This is a genomic window from Pseudomonas sp. CM27 (genome assembly GCF_013179515.1).
Lineage (GTDB): Bacteria > Pseudomonadota > Gammaproteobacteria > Pseudomonadales > Pseudomonadaceae > Aquipseudomonas.
In genome coordinates this window covers 13,095-31,559 of the sequence record NZ_JABMCN010000029.1, presented here as the reverse complement: position 1 = coordinate 31,559, position 18,465 = coordinate 13,095, and the positions used below count along the sequence as shown (strand labels likewise).

The 18,465-nt window shown below is 63.2% G+C and carries 18 protein-coding genes and 1 pseudogene; 11 read left to right on the top strand and 8 right to left on the bottom strand.

All coding sequences use genetic code 11. The annotated features are described in order from the left end of the window. From HP547_RS29335 to HP547_RS05900, 3 genes are all read right to left on the bottom strand, one after another. Window positions 1–180, bottom strand: a 180-nt coding sequence (locus HP547_RS29335; RefSeq protein WP_218583465.1) for a hypothetical protein, incomplete at its 3' end; no start/stop codon positions are given. Between the two features lie 265 nt (window positions 181–445). After that, window positions 446–1,939, bottom strand: a complete 1,494-nt coding sequence (locus HP547_RS05905) for a CoA-acylating methylmalonate-semialdehyde dehydrogenase (RefSeq protein WP_172232977.1) — start codon at window positions 1,937–1,939, stop codon at window positions 446–448. Between the two features lie 73 nt (window positions 1,940–2,012). Further along, window positions 2,013–3,359: an aspartate aminotransferase family protein gene (locus tag HP547_RS05900; protein WP_172285723.1), complete on the bottom strand. Its 1,347-nt coding sequence runs from the start codon at window positions 3,357–3,359 to the stop codon at window positions 2,013–2,015. A gap of 118 nt (window positions 3,360–3,477) precedes the next feature. Here HP547_RS05900 and HP547_RS05895 point away from each other — a divergent pair, with 118 nt between their 5' ends. The 5 genes from HP547_RS05895 to HP547_RS05875 all read left to right on the top strand — a co-directional run bounded on the left by HP547_RS05895 (window position 3,478) and on the right by HP547_RS05875 (window position 7,839). Then, window positions 3,478–4,395 (top strand): LysR family transcriptional regulator, encoded by a 918-nt coding sequence (locus tag HP547_RS05895; RefSeq protein WP_172230663.1) that lies wholly within the window; start codon window positions 3,478–3,480, stop codon window positions 4,393–4,395. 90 nt (window positions 4,396–4,485) lie between these two features. Next, the gene (locus HP547_RS05890) at window positions 4,486–5,148 is read left to right on the top strand and encodes a TetR/AcrR family transcriptional regulator (RefSeq protein ID WP_172230660.1); all 663 of its coding nucleotides are present in this window, start codon (window positions 4,486–4,488) and stop codon (window positions 5,146–5,148) included. Window positions 5,149–5,157: 9 nt separating this feature from the next. Continuing rightward, window positions 5,158–5,742 (top strand): YigZ family protein, encoded by a 585-nt coding sequence (locus tag HP547_RS05885; protein WP_172230657.1) that lies wholly within the window; start codon window positions 5,158–5,160, stop codon window positions 5,740–5,742. 366 nt (window positions 5,743–6,108) lie between these two features. After that, window positions 6,109–6,795, top strand: coding sequence for an SDR family oxidoreductase (locus tag HP547_RS05880; protein ID WP_172230654.1), 687 nt, complete (start codon window positions 6,109–6,111; stop codon window positions 6,793–6,795). Window positions 6,796–6,891: 96 nt separating this feature from the next. After that, the gene (locus HP547_RS05875) at window positions 6,892–7,839 is read left to right on the top strand and encodes an adenosine deaminase (protein ID WP_172230651.1); all 948 of its coding nucleotides are present in this window, start codon (window positions 6,892–6,894) and stop codon (window positions 7,837–7,839) included. Window positions 7,840–7,860: 21 nt separating this feature from the next. Here the strand turns inward: HP547_RS05875 and HP547_RS05870 are convergent, their stop codons facing one another. Next, window positions 7,861–8,574 carry a helix-turn-helix transcriptional regulator gene (locus tag HP547_RS05870; RefSeq protein ID WP_172285722.1) on the bottom strand — a complete coding sequence of 238 codons (714 nt, stop codon included), beginning with the start codon at window positions 8,572–8,574 and terminating at the stop codon, window positions 7,861–7,863. Between the two features lie 491 nt (window positions 8,575–9,065). Here HP547_RS05870 and HP547_RS29530 point away from each other — a divergent pair, with 491 nt between their 5' ends. Beyond that, on the top strand, window positions 9,066–9,263 hold the full coding sequence (locus HP547_RS29530; protein ID WP_256676265.1) for a hypothetical protein: 198 nt from the start codon (window positions 9,066–9,068) through the stop codon (window positions 9,261–9,263). Here HP547_RS29530 and HP547_RS05865 read toward each other — a convergent pair. Together HP547_RS05865 and HP547_RS05860 are read right to left on the bottom strand one after the other, a co-directional pair. Further along, window positions 9,214–10,395 (bottom strand): multidrug effflux MFS transporter, encoded by a 1,182-nt coding sequence (locus HP547_RS05865; RefSeq protein ID WP_172227952.1) that lies wholly within the window; start codon window positions 10,393–10,395, stop codon window positions 9,214–9,216. The two genes, HP547_RS29530 and HP547_RS05865, sit on opposite strands and share 50 nt — an antisense overlap. 117 nt (window positions 10,396–10,512) lie before the next feature. Further along, entirely contained in the window at window positions 10,513–10,710 is a 198-nt protein-coding gene (locus HP547_RS05860; protein ID WP_172227950.1) for a heavy-metal-associated domain-containing protein, read from the bottom strand. Between the two features lie 145 nt (window positions 10,711–10,855). On the opposite strand from HP547_RS05860, the gene HP547_RS05855 reads away from it, so the two are divergent. The 5 genes and pseudogenes from HP547_RS05855 to HP547_RS29915 all read left to right on the top strand — a co-directional run bounded on the left by HP547_RS05855 (window position 10,856) and on the right by HP547_RS29915 (window position 16,221). Continuing rightward, window positions 10,856–11,242 (top strand): hypothetical protein, encoded by a 387-nt coding sequence (locus HP547_RS05855; RefSeq protein WP_172227948.1) that lies wholly within the window; start codon window positions 10,856–10,858, stop codon window positions 11,240–11,242. Between the two features lie 58 nt (window positions 11,243–11,300). Continuing rightward, window positions 11,301–13,703 carry a heavy metal translocating P-type ATPase gene (locus HP547_RS05850; protein ID WP_172285721.1) on the top strand — a complete coding sequence of 801 codons (2,403 nt, stop codon included), beginning with the start codon at window positions 11,301–11,303 and terminating at the stop codon, window positions 13,701–13,703. Then, a complete protein-coding gene (gene cueR / locus HP547_RS05845; RefSeq protein ID WP_172227944.1) occupies window positions 13,700–14,110 on the top strand; it encodes a Cu(I)-responsive transcriptional regulator in 411 nt (136 codons plus the stop codon). Before HP547_RS05850 ends, cueR begins: the two co-directional genes overlap by 4 nt. A 167-nt stretch (window positions 14,111–14,277) precedes the next feature. Then, a pseudogene (locus HP547_RS29920) lies at window positions 14,278–15,363 on the top strand (sensor histidine kinase); the annotation flags it as partial. Window positions 15,364–15,453: 90 nt separating this feature from the next. Next, entirely contained in the window at window positions 15,454–16,221 is a 768-nt protein-coding gene (locus HP547_RS29915) for a methyl-accepting chemotaxis protein (RefSeq protein ID WP_372242445.1), read from the top strand. 45 nt (window positions 16,222–16,266) lie between these two features. Here the strand turns inward: HP547_RS29915 and HP547_RS05835 are convergent, their stop codons facing one another. Continuing rightward, window positions 16,267–17,046 (bottom strand): helix-turn-helix transcriptional regulator, encoded by a 780-nt coding sequence (locus HP547_RS05835; protein ID WP_172285720.1) that lies wholly within the window; start codon window positions 17,044–17,046, stop codon window positions 16,267–16,269. A 139-nt stretch (window positions 17,047–17,185) separates the two neighbouring features. Beyond that, window positions 17,186–18,463, bottom strand: coding sequence for an acetyl-CoA C-acetyltransferase (locus HP547_RS05830; protein WP_172285719.1), 1,278 nt, complete (start codon window positions 18,461–18,463; stop codon window positions 17,186–17,188). Window positions 18,464–18,465: the final 2 nt, after the last annotated feature.

Genomic DNA, 18,465 nt, shown 5'->3' with positions numbered 1-18,465 from the left:
TTGAAGTTTTTTCCGAGAAACTCGTTTAGCTTCAAACACTTGGCTCGCTGCGATCTCTCGTAGCGGGAGGCGAATAATACAGCGTTTAAATCCGCTGTCAACTGCCTTTATCACCGCTGCCGATCTTTCGATCGAAGCCCTTACAGCATCTCCTGAACTACCTAACTCGTTGAATATCAAGGAGTTTGTCGTTCCGTTGTCGCTGGAAGTGGGGCGCATTATAAGGGGATTCGAAAGGGCGTCAACCTTTAATTTCAAGAAAGTGAAATATAGGGGCAAAGACCGTATCAAGGCCGACAAGTGCCTGCCACAACCCTTTCGGCGCCTGTGAGATCGAGCGCTGCCCTGACGACCATCAGCACAGCACAGCAATACCAGACCCAATATCCAAAACCCCAAAACAAAGCGGGGAGGCCTATCGGCCTCCCCGCTTCAGTTACCCGCCTTAAAGGCTAGGAAACGCAAACTGCGACGCCTCATGACTAGCCCGCTGCGGCCAACGCTGGGTAATAGCCTTGCGACGGGTATAGAACCGCACCCCATCCGGCCCATAAGCATGCAGGTCACCAAACAACGAACGCTTCCACCCACCAAAGCTGTGATAAGCCACCGGCACCGGAAGCGGTACGTTGACACCCACCATGCCCACTTCAATCTCGTCACAGAACAGACGCGCGGCCTCACCGTCACGGGTGAAGATGCATGTGCCGTTGCCATACTCGTGATCATTGATCAACTGCATGGCCTGCTCCAGGCTGTTCACCCGCACCACGCACAGCACCGGGCCGAAGATCTCTTCTTTATAGATGCGCATCTCCGGGGTCACCTTGTCGAACAGGGTGCCACCAACAAAATAGCCATCTTCATTACCGGTCACACGGAAGCCACGGCCGTCCACCACCAGCTTCGCGCCAGCAGCAACACCGTCATCGATGTAACCGACGACCTTGTCACGGGCAGCAGCGGTGACCAGCGGGCCCATGTCCAGACCGCACGAGGTACCGGCACCAATCTTCAGTGCCTTGATCTGCGGCTCCAGCTTGGCAATCAGGGCATCGGCCACCTGGTCGCCCACACACACCGCCACCGAAATGGCCATGCAACGCTCGCCGCACGAACCATAGGCTGCGCCCATCAGTGCGCTGACGGCGTTGTCCAGGTCGGCATCCGGCATCAGCACCGCATGGTTCTTGGCACCACCCAGCGCCTGCACGCGCTTGCCGCGCTTGGTGCCTTCGGCATAGATGTATTCGGCAATCGGGGTCGATCCGACGAAACTCAGCGCTTTCACCTCTGGCGCTTCGATCAGCGCATCCACGGCTTCCTTGTCGCCGTGCACCACGTTGAGAATGCCCTTCGGCAAACCGGCTTCCAGCAGCAGCTGGGCAATGAACAGCGTCGAGCTCGGATCACGCTCTGAAGGCTTGAGGATAAAAGCGTTACCGCAAGCGATGGCCAGTGGGTACATCCACAGCGGCACCATGGCCGGGAAGTTGAACGGGGTGATGCCGGCAACCACGCCCAGCGGCTGGAAGTCGGACCAGGCGTCGATGTTCGGGCCGACGTTGCGGCTGTACTCGCCTTTCAGTACTTCAGGCGCGGCACAGGCAAACTCTACGTTCTCGATGCCACGCTTCAGTTCACCTGCGGCGTCTTCCAAAGTCTTGCCGTGCTCTTCGCTGATCATCTGCGAGATACGTGCTTCGTTCTGCTCCAACAGTTGCTTGAAGCGGAACATCACCTGGGCGCGCTTGGCCGGCGGGGTATTGCGCCAGGCCGGGAAGGCGGCCTTGGCCGAGTCGATCGCTTCCTGCACGGTCGCGCGGCTGGCCAGCTCGACCTTGCGAACGGCCTGGCCAGTGGACGGGTTGAAGACATCGGCGGTGCGCTCACCCTTGGTAACCAGCTCGCCATGGATCAGGTGCTGAACAATGCTCATGCAAAACTCCAGATAAAGAAGGTAGATGCAGGCGCGGAATACGTGCGCGCGCCTGGCATCAAAATCGGATAGATCAGTCGATCAGGTTCAGGTTTTCGCCAACGGCGTCGAACAGGCGATCCAGTTGCTGCGGCGTGGTGTTGAACGTCGGGCCGAACTGCAGGGTGTCGCCACCGAAGCGCACATAGAAGCCTGCCTTCCACAATTTCATCGCCACTTCGTACGGGCGGACAATGGCATCACCGTCACGGGCGGCGATCTGAATGGCGCCGGCCAAGCCGTAGTTACGGATATCAACAACGTTCTTGGTGCCCTTCACGCCGTGCAGCAGCTTCTCGAAGTGCGGCGCCAGCTCGGCGGCGGACTGCACCAGGTTTTCCTTCTGCAGCAGGTCCAGCGCAGCGATGCCGGCGGCGCAGGCTACCGGGTGTGCCGAATAGGTGTATCCATGCGGGAATTCTACGGCGTATTCCGGCGTCGGCTGGTTCATGAAGGTCTGGTAGATCTCGCTGCTGGCAATCACCGCGCCCATGGGGATGGCACCGTTGGTTACCTGCTTGGCAATGCACATCAGGTCCGGGGTCACGCCGAAGGCTTCGGCGCCGGTCATCGCACCCATGCGGCCGAAGCCGGTGATCACTTCGTCGAAGATCAGCAGGATGTTGTGCTGGGTGCATATTTCACGCAGGCGCTTCAGGTAACCCTTCGGCGGCGGCAGTACACCGGCCGAGCCGGCCAGCGGCTCAACGATCACCGCCGCGATGTTGGAGGCATCGTGCAGCTCGATCAGCTTGAGCATTTCGTCCGCCAGGGCAATACCGCCCTCTTCCGGCATGCCCTTGGAGAAGGCGTTCACCGGCAGTACGGTGTGAGGCAGGTGGTCGACATCGAGCAACTGGCCAAACATCTTGCGGTTACCGTTGACGCCACCCAGGCTGGTACCGGCAATGTTCACGCCATGGTAGCCACGGGCACGGCCGATAATCTTGGTCTTGCTCGCCTGGCCTTTGAGGCGCCAGTAGGCGCGCACCATCTTCAGCGCAGTGTCGGCGCACTCGGAACCGGAGTTGGTATAGAAGACGTGGTTCAGATCGCCCGGCACCAGGTCGGCAATCTTTTCCGCCAGCTGGAACGACAGCGGATGGCCGAACTGGAACGCTGGGGAGTAGTCCAGCGTGCTCAGCTGGCGAGTAACCGCTTCGGTGATTTCCTTGCGGGTATGCCCGGCGCCGCAGGTCCACAAGCCAGACAAGGCATCGAAAATCCTGCGCCCCTGGTCATCGACCAGGTAATTGCCTTCGGCCGCCACGATCAGGCGTGGATCACGGTGGAAGTTGCGGTTGGCGGTGTAGGGCATCCAGTGCGCATCCAGCTTGAGCTGGCTGGCGATACCGACGGTTGCGGTTTCGGGCATGTTCATCGGCGGTTCCTCGAAAGACGATTAGGCAACGATGTATGTTGTTGCAGCTAAATTGGCACGGCGATAAAGTCGGGAAAAGCCTACATTTCTAATCTTCAGACAGGTCGTGACTAAACTAATGAGCCGACGCCCCGATCCACTCGCCCAAGTCAGCGATTTCGACATCCGCCTGCTGAAGATCTACCGCAGCGTAGTGGAGTGCGGCGGTTTCTCGGCAGCCGAGAACGTACTGGGCATCGGCCGTTCGGCCATCAGCCAGCAGATGAATGACCTTGAGCAACGCCTCGGCCTGCGCCTGTGTCAACGCGGCCGGGCCGGCTTCTCGCTGACCGAGGAGGGCCGCGAGGTCTACCATTCGGCCCTGCAACTGCTCAGTGCCCTGGAAAGCTTCCGCACCGAGGTCAACGGCCTGCATCAGCATTTGCGTGGTGAGTTGAACATTGGCCTGACCGACAACCTGGTTACCCTGCCGCACATGCGCATCACCCATGCCCTGGCCGAGCTGAAGGACCGGGGCCCCGATGTGCGCATCCAGATCCGCATGATTGCCCCGAGCCAGGTCGAACACGGCGTGCTCGACGGCAGCCTGCATGTCGGGGTCGTACCCCAGACCAGCCCGCTGTCGGGGCTTGAGTACCAACCGTTGTATAGCGAACGCTCGCTGCTGTACTGCGCCGTCGGCCACCCGCTGTTCTATGCCGAAGACCAGCAGATCGACGACGAGCGCCTCAACAGCCAGGAAGCCATCACGCCCACCTTTCGCCTGCCGGCCGACATCCAGGCGCATTATCAGGCGCTGAACTGCACGGCCAGCGCGTCGGACCGCGAGGGTATGGCGTTTCTCATCCTCACCGGGCGCTACATCGGCTACCTGCCAGACCACTACGCCTCGTTCTGGGTGCAGCAAGGGCGCTTGCGTGCCCTGAAACCCCAGCAACGCTTCTATGACCTGAGCCTCAGCTGGGTCACCCGCAAGGGCCGGCGGCCGAACCTGGTGCTGGAAAGCTTCCTCGAAAGCCTGGCTGCGACACGCTGATGCCAGTACCTGCCGCAAATGCTTGTCAGTTCGTCACAGGCAGGTAATCTTGTCCGACTGCCGCAGCCACTGACCCGTACGGAATCGTCCATGACCCTAGAAGTCCCTGCGCATCGCCTCTCCGCCTCGGGCAAGCCCGCCGGCCGCATCCGCCAGAAGAACGAACAGGCGATCATCCAGGCCGCCGAAGACGAATTTGCCCGCCATGGCTTCAAGGGCACCAGCATGAACACCATCGCCCTCAAGGCGGGGTTGCCCAAGGCCAACCTGCACTACTACTTCACCAACAAGCTGGGCCTTTATATCGCGGTGCTCAGCAACATCATCGAATTGTGGGACAGCACCTTCAACGCCCTGAGCGTGGAGGACGACCCGGGTGAAGCCCTGAGCCAGTACATCCGCACCAAGATGGAGTTTTCGCGGCGCAACCCGCAAGCCTCGCGGATTTTCGCCATGGAAGTGATCAGCGGCGGCACCTGCCTGACCGAATATTTCAGTGCCGACTACCGCGAATGGTTCCGCGGCCGGGCTGCGGTGTTCCAGGCCTGGATGGAAGCGGGCAAGATGGACCCGGTCGACCCGGTGCATCTTATCTTCCTGCTGTGGGGCAGCACCCAGCATTATGCCGACTTCGCCACCCAGATCTGCCAGGTTACCGGCCGCAGCCGCCTGACCAAGCAGGACATGGAAGACGCGAGCAACAATCTTATCCACATTATCCTGAAGGGCTGCGGCATCAAGCCGGCTGCCTGACCATCATTTATGCCCTCTACCCTGCTCGACCTCTGCGAATACCGCGAGGAAATCCGTAAAAGCCGCTTCATCACCCTCGCCGGGCCGATCAGCAGCGCCGCCGAGGCGATGAGTTTCATCGAACGTCACAGCGACCTGGCAGCAACTCACAATTGCTGGGCCTGGAAACTCGGCGCGCAGTACCGCAGCAGCGATGATGGTGAGCCCGGCGGCACCGCAGGTCGGCCGATCCTGGCGGCCATCGAAGCACAGGACTGCGATCAGGTAGTGGTGCTGGTGATTCGCTGGTACGGCGGTATCCAGCTGGGCACCGGCGGCCTGGCCAGGGCCTATGGCGGCGGCGCCAACAAATGCCTGCAGCAGGCGCCCAAGCGGCTGCTGGTGCAACGCAGCGAGTTTGCCTGCAGCTGCAGTTTCAGCGAGCTGGCACTGGTGAAGTTGCGCCTGGCAGAGGTTGACGGCCTGGTACTGGATGAGCAGTTCACGGCCAATGGCGTGGACATGCTCATCGCCGTAGGCGAAGCCCACCTTGCGCCGCTGCAACAGCAACTGGCTGACCTCAGCCGCGGGCGCATCTTGCTCGAAGCGCGCTGAATATTGCCCACAGCAGCTGTGGGCCTGCCTGTGGATAAGCTTGGGGCACTCTGCTGCACGCTTACGCCCACAAGGCCTGCAAGGCTTTGATCATATTTTGATCACTTTTTGATGACAGCCGCAAACTGCTGAATAGTTTCAAGTTATCCCCAATTCAATCGCGCTTGTAGCGACGCAGGCGTTTTCTGTCTTGCACACAATAACTGTGGACCAGCCTGTGGATAACCCGTGCGCCAACAGGCCAACCACCCGGCAATACAAGGCTTGCCGGGGCTGAACATTTTTTAACCATTTATCCCTGAGACAGGCTCCGCCCTGCACTATCCTCACTACCCCCCTTCTGCAAAACCACCAAGGAGCGCTCACATGGCTGACGAAAAAAACGCACTGATCATCGGTGCCTCCCGCGGGCTGGGCCTGGGCCTGGTGCAACGCCTGCAAGAAGACGGCTGGAACATCACCGCCACCGTACGCAACCCGCTGCAGCCCGGTGCCCTGAAGGATGTGCCCGACGTGCATATCGAACAGCTGGAAATGAACGATACAGCCCAGCTTGATGCCCTGCAGCAACGCCTGAAAGGCCAGGTGTTCGACCTGGTGTTCGTCAACGCTGGCGTCATGGGCCCCCTGCCGCAAGACCTCGAGCGCGTTCAGAACAGCGACATCAGCGACCTGTTCATGACCAACGCCGTGGCGCCGATCCGCGTGGCCCGCCGCTTTGTCGGCCAGGTACGCAAAGACAGCGGGGTGCTGGCCTTCATGAGCTCGATCCTGGGTAGCGTGACCATCCCCGACGGCGGCGAAATCTGCCTGTACAAGGCCAGCAAGGCGGCACTGAACTCGATGATCAACAGCTTCGTCGTCGAACAGCAGCGGCCCGACCTGTGCGTCCTGGCCATGCACCCGGGTTGGGTAAAGACCGCCATGGGCGGCGAAAACGCCGAGATCGACGTACCGACCAGTACCCGCGGCATGCTCGAACAGATCAAGGCGCAAAGTGGTAACGGCGGGTTGCGCTTCATCAACTACAAAGGCGAACCCTTGATCTGGTAATGCCTGGTGATTCATCCGGTCGCAGCCTGGTCGGGCGCATTGCCCGGCCAGCCCCTGTAGAATGGCGGCAACAGTACCTGATCGAGATGACCCACTATGTATGACTGGTTGAACGCCCTGCCCAAGGCCGAACTGCACTTGCACCTGGAAGGCTCCCTGGAGCCCGAGCTGCTGTTCGCCCTGGCCGAGCGCAACAAGATCGCCCTGCCCTGGGACGATGTGGAGACCTTGCGGGGCGCTTATGCCTTCAACAACCTCCAGGAATTCCTCGACCTGTATTACCAGGGCGCCGACGTGCTGCGCACCGAGCAGGACTTCTACGACCTGACCTGGGCCTACCTGCAACGCTGCAAGGCCCAGAACGTGATCCACACCGAGCCGTTCTTCGACCCGCAAACCCACACCGACCGCGGCATCCCCTTCGAGGTGGTGCTCAACGGCATCAACCAGGCGCTAAAGGATGGCCGCCAGCAACTGGGCATCAGCAGTGGCCTGATCCTCAGCTTCCTGCGCCACCTCAGCGAAGATGAAGCGCACAAGACCCTCGACCAGGCCCTGCCGTTCCGCGATGCGTTCATCGCCGTTGGCCTGGACAGCTCGGAAATGGGCCACCCGCCAAGCAAGTTCCAGCGCGTATTCGACCGCGCCCGCAGCGAGGGCTTCGTCGCCGTTGCGCATGCTGGCGAAGAAGGCCCGCCCGAGTACATCTGGGAGGCCCTGGACCTGCTGAAGATCAAGCGTATCGACCACGGCGTGCGCGCTATCGAGGACGAGCGCCTGATGCAGCGCATCATCGACGAGCAGATCCCGCTCACGGTCTGCCCGCTGTCCAACACCAAGCTCTGCGTGTTCGACCACATGAGCCAGCACAACATCCTCGACATGCTCGAACGCGGCGTGAAGGTGACGGTCAACTCGGACGACCCGGCCTATTTCGGCGGCTACGTCACGGAAAACTTCCACGCCCTGCACACCCACCTGGGCATGACCGAAGACCAGGCGCGCCGCCTGGCCCAGAACAGCCTGGACGCCAGACTGGTCTGATTCGAAACGGCGACGTTGCGGTCAACCGAGCTGCAGCGTCGTCACGCGGGCTATGCAGTTGATCTGCTGGATACCCACCGCCGTGATATGCAATGCCCGCGTGTCCTCGGCCTCACGCATCCAGCCAGACTGCAGGAACAACCTGAACAGAGCCTGGCCCAGCACCCCGCCCAGATGCGGCCCCTGGTCGTTCCACTCGGTGCAGCGGCAAATCACGCAACCACGTTGCTGATGCGGCGCCAAGGCGTCGATGTACACCCCCACCTGAGCAAGCTGCGCCCGCCCCTCGTCACTTACCATCAACTGACGACCGCTGCCTTCCAGCCAACCGGCCACCACCAGGCGATGGTACAACTCACCCGCCAGCTCTCCGCCCAGGTGATCACCACAACGGCGTGCCCGGCGCATCGACATGGGCAACGGTGATACCGGCGCTTTGGGCCGTTCCCCCCTGGCGCTTTCAAGCTGCACGCTGGCCAGGGCCTCTACTGCCGCCCCGACCTGCGGGGTTGCCAGGCGGAAGTAGCGCTTGCGGCCCCTTGCTTCATGCCTGAGCAGACCCGCCGACGACAGCAACGATAGATGAGCGCAGGCCGACGACGAAGTCAGGCCGGTCATTACTGCAAGCTCATTGGCCAGCCGTGGCGTGCCATCGATCAGTGCCCACAACATGGCACTGCGCTTGGGGTCGGCCATCAGGCTGGCGATCTGGCTGATACTGCTGGCTGCGTTCATGTCCCTGTAACTCCCTGCAAGTTCACTGAGTGGATGCGATGGCCAACCCCTGGCAGGGAAGCACCTCTCGCTGGCACTGGCCTGGTTCGCCAGTATAAGCCGCAGCAAACAGCATTCCGGCAGACCGGTTCGGGAACAGACTCGCCGAAAAGCCACTGGGTATGCCTACCCATTGCATTCCGGACAGCGCATTGCAGGACCTTGCCAAAACCGCGTGAACAGGCAGCCCTGCGGGCCAGCGCAGAGGGACAGGGACGTGCTGAGGAGAAAACACCGAACGCAACTTCGGAAGCGGCCGACAAGCAACTTCCGCAAATAGCGCAATATAAAGCGAAAGGTTCCAGCTACTCGCAGGCAGAGAGGGGCAAGCAGCAAACGCGGCGCAAAAAAGGCTTCCGGCGACCGTCAGTCAGGACACTGATGAAGGTCATGGCAGGCAGGGGGCACAGCGCTACACTTGATCCGCTCCCCCCTTCAGGAGGTATGCCACGATGAAAATTGTCGTCAGCACCTCGAGCCGCAACCCCGCCTGCCCTTGGCAGGTGCAGCTCGATCAACACGTGGTGAGTTTCCGTAGCGAGGCCGAAGCGCGTGCTTTCGTGGCCACGCTGGAAACCCGCTTGCAGGCCCCTCACCCGCTCATGCGGGACGCCTGGCCTGCAAACGCCGGGTCAGCAGCGCGACACTGACCGCCAGTGCCCCGCACAAGCTGATCACCAGCGCCATCGGCACCGCACTGCCATCATGCAGCAGCCCGACCAGCGCCGCCGCACCCGCGGCCACGCTGAACTGCAGGCAGCCCATCAGTGCCGAGGCGCTGCCAGCCCGCGCGCCCTGCCCGCTCATGGCGCAGGCTGAAGCATTGGGGATGATGCAGCCCAGGCTGGCGATGCAGAGGAACAGCGGCACCAGCAGTGGCCATAGCTGTGCCGGTTGCAGTGCTGCCACGCCCAGCAGCGCCAGTCCCGCAGCCAGGTACATCCACACTGCGCGCGCCAGCAGGAACGCCGGCCCACGTTTGGCCAGCATGCGCGCGTTCACCTGCGCCACCAGGATAAAACCGGCGGCATTGGTGCCGAACAGCCAGCCGTAGTGCTCGGCTGGCACGTCGTAAAGCTTGATGAACACGAAAGGCGAGCCGGCGATATAGGCGAACATACCGGCAATGGCGATACCGCCGGTCAAGGCATGCCCGAGGAAAACCCGGTCGGCGAGCAGACGCAGGTACTGGCTCAAGGCACCCGACAGTGGCTGACGCGGCATGTCCGCAGGCAGGCTTTCTGGCAGACCCAGGCTGACCGCCAGCAGGCAGCCGGCACTGAACAGGCTCAAGGCCAGGAAGATCGACTGCCAGCCGGCCAGGTTCACAAGAACCCCACCCAGCATCGGCGCCAGGATCGGCGCCAGGCCCATGACCAGCATCAGTTGCGAAAAGACCTTGGCCGAAGCCACAGGGTCGCACTTGTCGCTGACGATGGCCCGCGACAGCACCATGCCGGCGCAACCGCCCAGCGCCTGGACGAACCGCGCCAGCACCAGGGTGTCGAGGTTGGGGGCGTAGGCGCACGCCAGTGAAGCCAGGGTGAACAAGGTCACGCCGAACATCAGCGGCTTGCGCCGACCAAAACGGTCCGCCACCGGGCCGTAGGCCAACTGCCCGATGGACAAGCCGAGGAAATAGGCGGCCAAGGTGGCCTGAACGTGTTTTTCGTCGGTGGCGAACGCCTGCGCCATGGCCGGGAAGGCAGGCAGGTAGAAGTCGATCGCCAAGGGCCCGAACGCACTGAGTGCGCCCAGGATGAGCACCATTCGCAGGTTCATCAGGAATCCATAGCAGGCTAAGCAAGTGGCTGATTCTACCTGCTGTGGACCCCATCAGTCTGAAAACATTTGCAACAAACCCGAGGGCGGCTGCGCCCCGCTCCCTCAGGCAATGGTTCAGGCCACTTCGGCCTGATAGCCCTCATCACGAATGGCCACAAGAATTTGCTCCTGTGCCAACTCACTCTGTACCCGCACCTGCCTGGCCGCCAGGTCGACCTCGACCTCGGCCGCACCATCCTGCGCCTGCACCGCTCGGGTCACGGCCTTCACGCAATGGCCACAGGTCATGCCTTGTACATTGAACACTTGCATGGGGTTACCTCCTTGATGGTTTCCGGCAGTCTCAAGCTTGCCATCGGGGCAAGGTCAAGGCCTGCCATGCGACACCTGGGGTGGAAATCCGCGCCCGCGTCGGCCAAGCTGCGCCTTTGGATGTCATGCAATCAGGAGATTTTTCATGTTCAGGGCAGCATTGGGCGTTGTCGGGCTGTTGAGCGCGCTGGCTGCGGTGCCACCGGCTAGCGCCGAAGGCAACTCGGACTACAGCGTGCTGATCATTTCCCGCGAGCGCCTGGAAGTGGCCAGCAGTTGTGAAATCGGCGTGTACCTCAACGACCAGCTCTCCGGCCGGGTGTTCCAGGAGCAGTCCACCTCGTTCAACCTGCCACCGGGCCCAGTGGATGTGCGCCTGCGCCTGCTGCCAGGGCAGATGCCGGGATGCAAAGCGGGTATCGAGGACCAGCGCAGCACGCGCTTGAACCTGCAGGCGGGCCAGATCAACAAATACCGCATCGCAATGGGGCACTATGGCCTGGAGTTGAAGCGAGCCAGCCTGGGCTATTGACCTTACCTGCGTGGCAAGGTTGATGCTGATGCTGAAGCCCTGTCCAAGGAGGAGAGCCATGCCCGCATCCACCACATACGACCTGCCGATCTCCGGCATGACCTGCGCCAGCTGTGCTGGCCGGGTCGAGCGCGCCCTGCGCAAGGTCACCGGCGCTGAACAGGTCAGCGTCAACCTCACCACCGAAAAGGCCCGTGTCCAGGCCCCGGCCAACAGCTTGGCGGCCCTGGTCGACGCTGTGCGCGAAGCCGGCTACGGCGTGCCTGTCCGCACCGTCGAACTGCAGATTGGCGGCATGACCTGCGCCAGTTGCGTGGCCCGTGTCGAGCGCGCGCTCGCCAAGTTGCCAGGGGTCGAGCAGGTCAGCGTCAACCTGGCCAGCGAACGCGCACACCTCGAAGTGCTCGCGGCCGTCGACGACAACCTGCTGATCGAAACTGTGCACAAGGCCGGCTACAGCGCCAGCCTGCCGCAAGCGGCCAAGGACGATCAACAGGCTGCCCAACGCCGCCTGCGCAATGAGCGCCTGGCAGTCGGCGCGGCTTTGCTGCTGGCCATGCCACTGGTATTGCCAATGCTGGTGCAGCCGTTCGGCCTGCACTGGATGTTGCCAGCGTGGGCGCAGTTCCTGCTGGCCACGCCGGTGCAGTTCATTCTGGGGGCGCGCTTCTACGTGGCCGCCTGGAAGGCAGTACGCGCAGGTGCCGGTAACATGGACCTGCTGGTAGCCCTGGGCACCAGCGCCGGCTACGGCCTGAGCCTGTACCAGTGGGCACAAGCCCCTGCCGGCATGACACCGCACCTGTACTTCGAAGCCTCGGCCGTGGTGATTGCCCTGGTGTTGCTCGGCAAGTACCTGGAAAGCCGCGCCAAGCGCCAGACCGCCAGTGCCATCCGTGCCCTTGAAGCATTGCGCCCGGAGCGCGCACTGCGCGTAGTCGATGGCCAGGAAGAAGACGTAGCCATCACCCAGCTGCGCCTCGGCGACCTGGTGCTGGTCAAGCCCGGCGAGCGCTTTCCGGTCGATGGTGTGGTCGAAGACGGCAGTAGCCATGCCGACGAAGCCCTGATCAGCGGCGAGAGCCTGCCAGTGCCCAAGCAACCTGGCGATAATGTCACCGGCGGCGCCATCAATGGCGAAGGCCGGCTGTTGGTACGCACCCAGGCGCTTGGTACCGAGACCGTACTGGCCCGCATCATTCGCCTGGTAGAAGACGCCCAGGCCGCCAAAGCCCCGATCCAGAAGCTGGTCGACCGGGTCAGCCAGGTGTTCGTCCCGGCCGTGCTGGTGCTGGCGCTGATCACCCTGGTCGGCTGGTGGCTGGCGGGCGCACCGCTGGCAACCGCGCTGATCAACGCCGTCGCCGTGCTGGTCATCGCCTGCCCCTGTGCACTCGGCCTGGCCACGCCCGCGGCGATCATGGCCGGCACCGGCGTTGCCGCCCGCCATGGCATCCTGATCAAGGACGCCGAAGCCCTGGAGCGTGCCCATGCGGTCAACCGTGTGGTCTTCGACAAGACCGGCACCCTCACCTCCGGCAGCCCCCGGGTGGTCCACAGCCAGGCGCAAGATGGCAGCGGCGCCGACCTGCACCGCCTGGCCGGCGCCCTGCAGCGCGGCAGCGAACACCCGCTGGCCAAAGCGGTGCTGGACGCCTGTGCCGAACAAGGGCTCGACGTGCCGACTGTCGCCGACAGCCAGTCGCTGACCGGGCGCGGCATAGCCGGGCGTGTCGAAGGCCGCGAGCTGGCGTTGGGTAACCGCCGCCTGCTCGATGAAAGCGGGCTGCTGCCCGGCGACCTGGCCGCCAAGGCCCAGGCCTGGGAAGCCGAGGGGCGCACCCTGTCATGGCTGGTCGAACGCGGCACGCAACCCCGCGTGCTGGGCCTGTTCGCCTTTGGTGACAGCCTCAAGCCCGGCGCCGCGCAGGCCATCGACACCTTGCACGCACAACACATCAGCAGCCACCTGCTGACCGGGGACAACCGCGGCAGCGCCAAAGTGGTGGCCGACGCCCTGGGCATCGACGATGTGTATGCTGAGGTGCTGCCGGCCGACAAGGCCGCGACGGTGGCTGCGCTGAAGCAGGATGGCGTGGTTGCCATGGTCGGCGACGGCATCAATGATGCCCCGGCCCTGGCCGCCGCCGACATCGGCATCGCCATGGGTGGCGGCACCGACGTGGCAATGCAGGCAGCCGGCATCACACTGATGCGTGGCGACCCGCGCCTGGTGCCCGCCGCCCTGGAAATCAGCCGCAAGACCTACGCAAAGATCCGCCAGAACCTGTTCTGGGCGTTCATCTATAACCTGATCGGCATTCCGCTGGCTGCGCTGGGTTATCTCAACCCGGTGCTGGCCGGCGCCGCCATGGCCCTGTCCAGCGTCAGCGTGGTCAGCAACGCGCTGTGGCTGAAGGCCTGGAAACCCGGCACCACCCACCAGGAGGACGCCCCATGAACATCGGCCAGGCCGCCCGCCGCAGCGGGCTCAGCACCAAGATGATCCGTTATTACGAAGCCATCGGCCTGCTCAAGCCCGCCGCGCGCAGTGACAGCGGCTACCGCCTGTACCAGGCGCAAGACCTGCATAGCCTGGCCTTCATCAAGCGCTCGCGCGACCTGGGGTTTTCCCTGGAAGAGGTCGGCAAGCTGCTGACCCTGTGGCAGGACCGCCAACGCGCCAGCGCCGATGTGAAGGCGCTGGCCATGCAGCACATCGGTGAGCTGAACCGCCGCATCGAGGAACTGGTGAGTCTTCGCGATACCCTTGGCGAACTGGTTTCGCACTGTCAGGGGGACGACCGCCCGGACTGCCCGATCCTCAAGGACCTGGCCAATGGCGCTGCGGGAACCTGCTGTCACTGAACCGTCACAGCCGTTTGGTATGCCATAAGCGTCCAAACACGACCGAATAGTCACCAACCACGACTTTATCCAATAAATACAGGCGTTCTGGCTTCATAAAACCCGGATGTGGCCGATGCAGTTGCTACCTGCCTCATGTGTCGAAAACAAAAATCCCGGGAGCGTCGATGAGCATCAAACAGAAACTGACCTGGGCATTCGCGGTCATCGCCGGCTTGCCCATCGTCCTCGTGGCCACCCTTGTGGTCCTCAACCTGCGTGGCGAAGCCCGCGATGGATTCCTCGACGGCAGCAGCCGGGAAATCCGCCAGGTCAGCAACGCGATGAACATCTTCTTCCAGGGCATCAACCAGAACGTCGAGTACCTCGCTGCGCAGCCCATGGTCGCCGCCACCGGCAGCAACCTGAACAAGTTCACCAGTGCCAACCCGTCCTACGAGCTGGGCGAGCAGGACAAGCAGCTGCTGGAGTTCTTCACCCGCCTGGCAGACTCACACCCCAACTATGCCTATGTTTCCTACGGGGTCAGTGACGGCGGCTACGTCGGCTGGCCGGCCGGGCAGAAGTTCGTCAACTACGACCCGCGCCCCCGTCCGTGGTACCAGCTGGCCATGGCCAACCCGGGCAAGACCGTACGCACCGGCGCCTACTACTGGGCTGCCGACGACGCCGTGCTGGTCAGCACCGTACGCGCCGTGGCCAACCAGCTGGGCAACCCCGGCGGCGTGGTCAACATCGACGTGTCGCTCAAAGGCCTGACCGAAATCGTCAAGCAGATCAAACTGGGTGACAGCGGCTACCTGATGCTGGTTGAAAGCAATGGCAACGTGATGGTCGACCCGCGTGACGCCGCCCACAACTTCAAGCAGCTGGCCAGCTTTGGCGACGGTTACGCCGAGCTTGCCAAGGCCGGCAAAGGCCTGGTCGAAGTCGAGCTCAACGGCGTGCGCTACATGGCCAACGTGTATCCCGACGAGCAACTGGGCTGGACCTTCATCGGCCTGATCCAGCAAAGCGAAGTGATGCAGACCACTACCCGGCTGACCTGGCTGATCGGCGTCATCGCCGTGGTGCTGGCGGCGCTGTTCGCCGTGGTCGGCGCGGCCTTCGCCAAGCTCATCGTGCGCCCGATCAACAGCGTCACCAACGGCCTGGAGGACATTGCCCAAGGCGAGGGTGACCTGACCCGCAACCTGGAGATCCGTGGCCGTGACGAAACCGCGCAACTGGCCAGCTGGTTCAACCAGTTCCTCGGCGCCATTCGCAGCCTGATCCAGCACATTGGTGCTGCCGCCGGCAAGATTCTCAGCACCTCCACACGCTCGACCCGCGTCTCCAGCGACATGGCCGAAGCGGCCGGCCGCCAGCGCGAAGCCGTGGACATGGTTTCCACCGCTTTCCACGAAATGGTCGCTACCGCCAACGAAGTGGCGCGGTCCTGCAGCCAGGCGGCACAGTCGGCCGACAGCGGCCAGCAACAGGCGCGGGAAGGCCAGCAGCAGATCGATGCCGCCGTACATAGCGTCGACCGCCTGAGCCAGGAAATCGAGCAGTCGGCGCAGTCGATCCAGCAGCTGGAGCGCGACAGCAACGCCATTCAGTCGATCCTTGGCACCATTCGCTCGATTGCCGAGCAGACCAACCTGCTGGCCCTCAATGCCGCCATCGAGGCGGCACGTGCCGGTGAGCAGGGCCGTGGCTTTGCTGTAGTGGCCGACGAGGTACGGGCGCTGGCCAAGCGCACCGCCGACTCGACTGCCGAAATCGACGGCCTGCTGGGCAACCTGGCCAGCCGCACTGCCGAAGTGGCCGAGCAGATGCATGCCAGCCTGGAGGTATCGCAGCAGTCGGTCAGCCGTATCGGCCTGGCCCGCGACAGCTTTGGGCAGATCCGCGAGTCGGTGGATGTGATTCGCGACATGAATACGCAGATCGCCACGGCGGCCGAGGAGCAGCACCAGGTGGCCGAGGACATCAATCGGCATATCAGCCAGATTCACGGTGATGCGCAGCTGGTGGCCGAACTGGCCCAGGCGGCACGGGTGGACTCGGAGAGCCTGGCCGGGTTGTCCAATGAGCTGGATACGCTGGTGCGCAGGTTCCGTACCTGATGTGCAGCCAGTGCCGGTGAAGGGGCCGGCACTGGCGACCGATCGTTAAAGCTTCAACTCCCCTGGCGTTGCCCCGAACAACTGCTTGAACGCGGCAATGTAGGCCGAGGTGGAATCATACCCACAGCCCAGCGCCGCCTCGGTCACATTCTCCCCCGCCTCCAGCAACGCCAGCGATGACAGCAGGCGCATGCGCTGGCGCCAGTTGCGAAAGCTCAAGCCGGTCTCGCGCTGGAACAGCCGCATCAGTGTCTTCTCCGAACACCCCAGCTGCCGGGCCCACTGCTGCAAGGTTTGCGGCTGGTCCGGCGCCGCGATCAGGCCGTTGCACAGCGCCAGCAGCCCGGGGTGACGTGGCAACGGCAGCGAAAAACCTACTTCCGGCAAGCTGCGCAACTGGTCAAGCAGCACCGCTACCAGGCGTGCTTCGACGCTGTCGCCCTCCGGGTAATCCGCCGGGAACAGGCAGAACTGCTTGATCAGCTCGCGCGCCAGCGGGGTCACCTCCAGCACGCGGCATTGCTGCGCTGCCCATGGGCAGGCATCACGACGCACGTACAGGCTGCGCATCTCGGCGCGCATCGAAGTCACCACCTCGTGCTCGGCATCGGCAGGAATCCACACACCCCATTGCGGCGGGGCGAAGTAGCTGCCCTCATGGGTGTACACGCCCAGCACTCCGCTGATGGCGTAGGAAAACTGCACCCAGTCGTGCTGGTGCCGGGTCGTCCAGGAACCGGCGCCGAGGCTCTCCGAACGGGCGTAGAGGGGCCTGGGCAGATGATCCAGCGCCGGAAGGGCGCGGGGTTGTCCGATGATCGGCATGGCGGTTTCTTGTAGTTCTGAGCAGACAAGCCTAACAGTTTACCGCCTGCTTCGCGGGTGAACCCGCTCCCACAGGGTTTCGCATAGCCCTGTGGGAGCGGGTTCACCCGCGAAGAAGTCGACGCGGTAGCCCGAAGAATCACCGCTCCATGATGACAGTCACGCCCTGCCCACCCGCCGCGCAGATCGAGATCAGCCCCCGCCCCTTTCCTGCGGTCGCCAGCAGCTTGGCCAGGTTGGCCAATATCCGGCCGCCAGTCGCCGCAAACGGGTGGCCGGCCGCCAGCGAACTGCCCTTGACGTTGAGCTTGCTGCGGTCGATTGACCCAAGCGGCGCATCCAGCCCCAGCCGCTCACGGCAGAATTCGGCATCCTCCCAGGCCTTGAGTGTGCACAGCACCTGGGCCGCAAAGGCTTCATGGATTTCGTAGTAGTCAAAGTCCTGCAGCGTCAGGCCGTTGCGCGCCAGCAAACGCGGCACCGCGTAAGCCGGGGCCATCAACAGCCCTTCGCGGCCGGTGACAAAGTCCACCGCTGCTGTCTCGCCATCGACCAGGTAAGCCAGCACCGGCAGGCCCTGCTGCGCAGCCCATTCCTCGGTGCCCAGCAGCACCAGCGAGGCACCATCGGTAAGCGGCGTGGAGTTGCCCGCCGTCAGCGTGCCCTGGCCACTGCGATCGAAGGCTGGCTTGAGCCTGGCCAGCTGCTCCAGGGTCAGGTCCGGGCGCAGGTTGTTGTCCCGCGCAAGCGAAAGAAACGGCGTCAGCAAATCATCCTGCCATCCCCCGGCATAGGCGGCGGCAAGCTTCTGGTGGCTGAGCAGCGCCAGTTCGTCCTGTTCGGCACGGCCGATACGCCAGGCCTGGGCCATGCGCTCGCAATGCTCGCCCATCGACAACCCCGTGCGCGGTTCACCGTTGCGCGGCAACTCGGGCTTCAGGTGGTGAGGGCGCAGCTTGAGAAAGGGCTGCAGCCGCTCGCCCAGGCTTTTGCCACGGCTGGCCTGCAACAGGATATGGCGCAGGCCTTCGCTGACGGCAATCGGTACATCCGAGGTGGTGTCCACACCGCCGGCAATGCCGCAGTCGATCTGGCCCAGGGCAATCTTGTTGGCCACCAGCAGCGCCGCCTCAAGCCCGGTGCCACAAGCTTGCTGGATGTCATACGCCGGCGTCTGGGGCGACAACCGTGATCCCAGCACGCATTCGCGGGTCAGGTTCATGTCGCGCGAATGCTTCAGCACGGCGCCAGCCACCACCTCCCCCATTCGCAGCCCATGCAGGCGATAGCGTTCGATCAAGCCTTCCAGGGCGACGGTCAGCATCGCCTGGTTACTGGCCGTTGCGTAGGCGCCATTGGAGCGGGCAAAGGGTATTCGGTTGCCGCCCAGGATCGCTACCCGGCGAGATGAACGCATGC